Annotated in this window: 5 protein-coding genes; 3 read left to right on the plus strand and 2 right to left on the minus strand. The window is 73.2% G+C overall.

The genetic code is table 11. The features are described from left to right. Positions 1-826 (minus strand): acetyl-CoA carboxylase, carboxyltransferase subunit beta (gene accD / locus EAD98_RS00780; protein ID WP_121652178.1); only part of this gene is annotated, 826 nt, incomplete at its 3' end. Then, on the minus strand, positions 823-1,161 hold the full coding sequence (locus EAD98_RS00785; RefSeq protein WP_121652179.1) for a TcmI family type II polyketide cyclase: 339 nt from the start codon (positions 1,159-1,161) through the stop codon (positions 823-825). The genes EAD98_RS00785 and accD, both read right to left, overlap by 4 nt. 449 nt (positions 1,162-1,610) lie before the next feature. On the opposite strand from EAD98_RS00785, the gene EAD98_RS00790 reads away from it, so the two are divergent. The 3 genes from EAD98_RS00790 (at position 1,611) to EAD98_RS00800 (ending at position 4,208) form a co-directional block, all read left to right on the plus strand. Then, positions 1,611-2,405 carry a BTAD domain-containing putative transcriptional regulator gene (locus EAD98_RS00790; RefSeq protein ID WP_121652180.1) on the plus strand — a complete coding sequence of 265 codons (795 nt, stop codon included), beginning with the start codon at positions 1,611-1,613 and terminating at the stop codon, positions 2,403-2,405. 91 nt (positions 2,406-2,496) lie between these two features. Beyond that, positions 2,497-2,844 (plus strand): TcmI family type II polyketide cyclase, encoded by a 348-nt coding sequence (locus tag EAD98_RS00795; RefSeq protein WP_121652181.1) that lies wholly within the window; start codon positions 2,497-2,499, stop codon positions 2,842-2,844. A gap of 14 nt (positions 2,845-2,858) precedes the next feature. After that, positions 2,859-4,208 (plus strand): NAD(P)/FAD-dependent oxidoreductase, encoded by a 1,350-nt coding sequence (locus tag EAD98_RS00800; RefSeq protein ID WP_121652182.1) that lies wholly within the window; start codon positions 2,859-2,861, stop codon positions 4,206-4,208. Positions 4,209-4,342 lie beyond the last annotated feature (134 nt).

The following is a 4,342-nucleotide window of genomic DNA, read 5'->3' on the forward strand; positions in this document are numbered from 1 at the left end:
GTACGGGCGGGCGGCCCGACCGTCCGGCGCGGGTGGCGGCGAGCAGCGCCGTCAGCCGTCCACGCAGCGATCGGCGCTGCACCACCATGTCCACCTGGCCGTGCCGGAGCAGGAAGTCGGCGGTCTGGAAGCCCTCCGGCAACGCCCGGCCGGTGACCTGGCGGATCACCCGGGGGCCGGCGAAGCCCATCCGGGCGCCGCTCTCGGCGAGCACCAGGTCGGTGTTGGTGGCGAACGACGCCGCCACCCCGCCGTAGGTCGGGTCGGTGAGCACGCTGACGGTGAGCAGGCCCGCCTCGCGCAGCGCGGCGATGGCCTGGCTGACCGTGGCCATCTGCATCAGCGACAGCGCGCCCTCCTGCATCCGCGCGCCGCCCGAGGCGGTGACCAGGATGAGCGGGACGCGGTCGTCCAGCGCCTGTTCGGCGGCCCGCGTGATCAGTTCGCCCACCGCGCAACCCAGGCTGCCGCCGAGGAAACGGAAGTCCATCACCGCCAGCACGGCGGGATGCCCACCGATGGTGGCGGTGCCGCAGACGACCGCCTCGGCCAGCCCGGTGCTGGCCCGGGCGGCGGTGAGCCGGTGCGGGTACGGCAGCACGTCGACGAAGTCGATCGGGTCCGCCTCCGGCAGCCGGTCGGGCAGCGGGCGCAACGAACCCGGGTCGACGAGTTGGCGCAGGCGATCCGGCGCGCCGAGCCGGGCGTGCGCGCCGCACTCCGGGCAGACGTCCAGGTTGCGCCGCAGGCGTTTGCGGTACAGCAGGCTCGCGCAGCCGGCGCAGCGGGACCAGAGCTGCTCCTCGCGCGGCGCGGTGGCGGTCACGACCGCCGCCCGGAGTCCGCGGCGTCGAACCGGTAGAAGCAGGTGGCCATCGCGTCGCGCGGCGAGCGCCACGTCGGCAGGTACGGCGAGACGTACGGCCGCAGCCGGTCGCTGACCCGGATGAACTCGGGATGGCCGCGGGCGGCCTCCACCGCGCCCTGCGCCGGTTGCTCGGTCTCCAGCAGGTGCACGTAGAGGTCGTGCAGGCGGTAGAGCGAGCGGTGCCGGACCCCGACCAGTCGCGGCAGCTCCGTCGCGTCCGACTCGGCGAAGATCTCGGCGACCTGCTCCTCGGCGGTCGGGACGACCTTCGCGACGATCAGCGAACGGTCCATGGCTGGGCCTCCCCCCACAGTGTCCGGGCCGGTGGCCGGTGGACCCCGGGCGCGCTGGACGACTGTCGACACGATGCGGCAGTCCTCGTCACGGCGGCGTCACCGCGCCGGGTCGGCCAGCGACGCTTGGTGGTGACGCTGCGTTGACGCAACCTGTGTATCAGCTATGTGCCCAGCGGCCCTGCGGCGATCGGATCGTGCGGAGGTTTGGGCAGTTCAGAACCGATCTCATGGTTGGCCGTCACGGATAGAAGGTCCACGGTGGCGTTGACTCACCGTGACCGCTATTGATAATCTTCACCGTGGCCAGCCCGGTGAGTCCAGGCCGGCGGGGGCCGCGCCCGACAGCCGTGGTCGTGCCCCGCCGGCGGGGTCGACAGTGGCGTCACGGGCAGCCGATCCGGGACACAGCAGACAGTCGGGACGAGCGTTCCGCAGGGGGTGCCGCCGTGGCCGCTGATCCGTCCGTGCCGACCGCCGGAGATTCTCCCGACACCGTCGTCTCGTTGCACCTGCTCGGCGGTTTCCGCCTGCTGCGCGGCGTGGCGCCGGTCGTGGTCCCGCGCGGCCTGCAACGGGTCATCGCGCTGATCGGGCTGCGCCCCGGCGCCACCCGCAGCCAGCTGGCCGGGCTGCTCTGGCCGGACGCGTCGGAGGAGCGGGCACTGTCCTCGCTGCGCACCGCGCTGTGGCGGCTGCGGCAGGACCCGTGCTGCCCGATGTCCGTGACCGGTGACACCGTACGGCTCGGTCCCGGGGTACGACTGGACGTGGACGACCTGGTCGGCACCGCGGCCCGGGTCCGCGACGGCGACGACCCGCGTACCGCCGCCGGAGCGCTCGCCGCCGGCCGGCACGACCTGCTGCCCGGCTGGTACGACGACTGGGTGCTGCTGGACCGGGAACGGCTGCGCCAACTGCGCCTGCACATGCTCGAACAGGTCGCCGGGCAGCACCTCGTCGCGGGACGCCACGGTGAGGCGCTGGAGGCCGCGCTGGAGGCGATGGCCGCCGAACCGCTGCGCGAGACGCCACACCGGCTGGTGGTGCGCATCCACCTCGCCGAGGGCAACGCCTTCGAGGCCGTGCACGCCTTCTACGTCTACCGCGACCTGCTGCGCCGGGAGCTGCGCCTGGAGCCCAGCCCCGCCATGAGCGCCCTGCTCGACGACACGCTCGCCCCGATCCGCGAGGCCAGCCGGGAGAGCGCCATCCGTCCGTCACCGGCCGGCCGACGCACGTGACGGTGACGTGACAGGCCCTGCGGCACGGTGGGCACCAGAAGCACGTGGCCGCCGACCGCGGGTCGGGAACGCCACCGGCGAAAGGGGTCCCATGAGTCGTCTACTGATCGTCAGCCGGATCATCCCGGGCGCGGAGGGGCGGGTCGCGCAGATCTTCGCCGAGTCCGACGCCACCGAACTGCCCGGTCTGACCGGCGTCACGCACCGGTCCCTGTACTGCCTGCACGACGTGTTCGTGCACATGCTGGAGACCTCGGACGTCGACCCGGACGCCCTCGCGGCCGCCCGCAACCACCCGCTCTTCCAGCAGGTCAACGAGCGACTCTCCGCGCACACCTCGCCGTACCTGCCGACCTGGCGCTCGCCCCGGGACGCCATCGCCGGATGCTTCTACCGCTGGGACGCCGCCGCGGCCCCCGCGGCGCACCCGGCCGGCTGAGCGGACGGCCCGACGTGTCCGCCCCGCCACCACACGTCCTGATCATCGGCGCCGGCACCGGCGGGCTGTGCCTGGCGCACGGGCTGCGCCGCGCCGGGATCAGCGTCGCCGTCTACGAACGACACCGCCACCGCGCCGAGGGGTTGCTCGGCTACCGGGTGGGCATCGGCCCGACCGGCAGCCGGGCACTGCGGGAGTGCCTGCCACCGGAGCTGTTCGCCACCTTCCTGGCCACCTGCGCCCGACCGCCGCGCTACTTCAACGTGGTCACCCAGCGGCTGCGCCAGACCGCCTCGTTCGAGCTGCGACCGGACGCCGACCCGGTGCACACCGAGCACTCGGTGGCCCGGATGGTGCTGCGCCAGGTGCTGTTGACCGGCCTGACCGACGTGGTGCACTTCGACAAGACCTTCATCGAGTACGAGCAGCGCGACGACGGGACGGTCACCGCGTACTTCGCCGACGGCAGCAGCGCCACCGGCGACCTGCTGGTGGCGGCGGACGGCACGCACTCGGCGGTGCGCCGCCAGTACCTGCCGCACGCGGTCACCCGGGACGCCGGCACCATCAACATCGCCACGCGAATTCCGCTGACCGCGCGGACCCGCGACCTCGTGCCGGAGCGGGTACGCCAGGGCATCTCGCTGATCTTCGGCGCCGGCGGGACGATGGGCGTGCTGCACGTGATGGAGTTCAAGTGGGACGCCGAGCGAGCGATCAAGCCCGGCGTCAGCGACGCGGACGCCGCGGTGCTGCGAAACTGGCCCGGCCTGGCCCACGACACCACCACCGACAACATCAATCTGATCATCTGGAGCGCCGCCCGCCGGTTCCCGGCCGACGTGCTGCAGCGCCGCGGCGAGGACCTGATACGGGTCGCTCTGGACCTCACCCCGAACTGGCATCCGCACCTGCGGGAGCTGTTGACCAGCGGCGACCCGGACAGCGCCCTGCCGATCAAGGTCACCACGTCCGAGCCGGTACTGCCCTGGAAGAGCAGCACGGTCACCCTGCTCGGGGACGCCATCCACACCATGACACCGGGTCGCGGGGTGGGCGCGAACACCGCGCTGCGCGACGCACGGCTCCTCTGCCAGCAGCTCACCCGCGCCGTCGCCGGTGACAAGACGCTGCTCCAGGCGGTGGCCGACTACGAGGCGGCGATGGTGCCGTACGGCTTCGCGCGGGTCAGCGAGTCACTGAACCGCAGCGGCACCAACGGCGACGACCGGATGTACCGGCCGGTCGTGGGTCGGCTCGCGCTGCTCGGCGCGCGCGGCTACTTCGGGGTGACCAGCCGGGTGCCACCGCTGCGTCGCCGGTTCGTCGACGACTTCCACACCTACGAGGGCGACCAGGACTGATCGCGCACCACCCGGTCACCCCGACCCGGGCCCGCCGCCTCCACGCCGGGCCCGGGTTCGTCGCGTCCGCCACGACACTGCGTCACCTGCCGGGCACCCCGCGCAGAGACCGTCCCACCCGTACCGCCCCCGAC

Source organism: Micromonospora sp. CV4, assembly GCF_003667455.1.
Lineage (GTDB): Bacteria > Actinomycetota > Actinomycetes > Mycobacteriales > Micromonosporaceae > Micromonospora.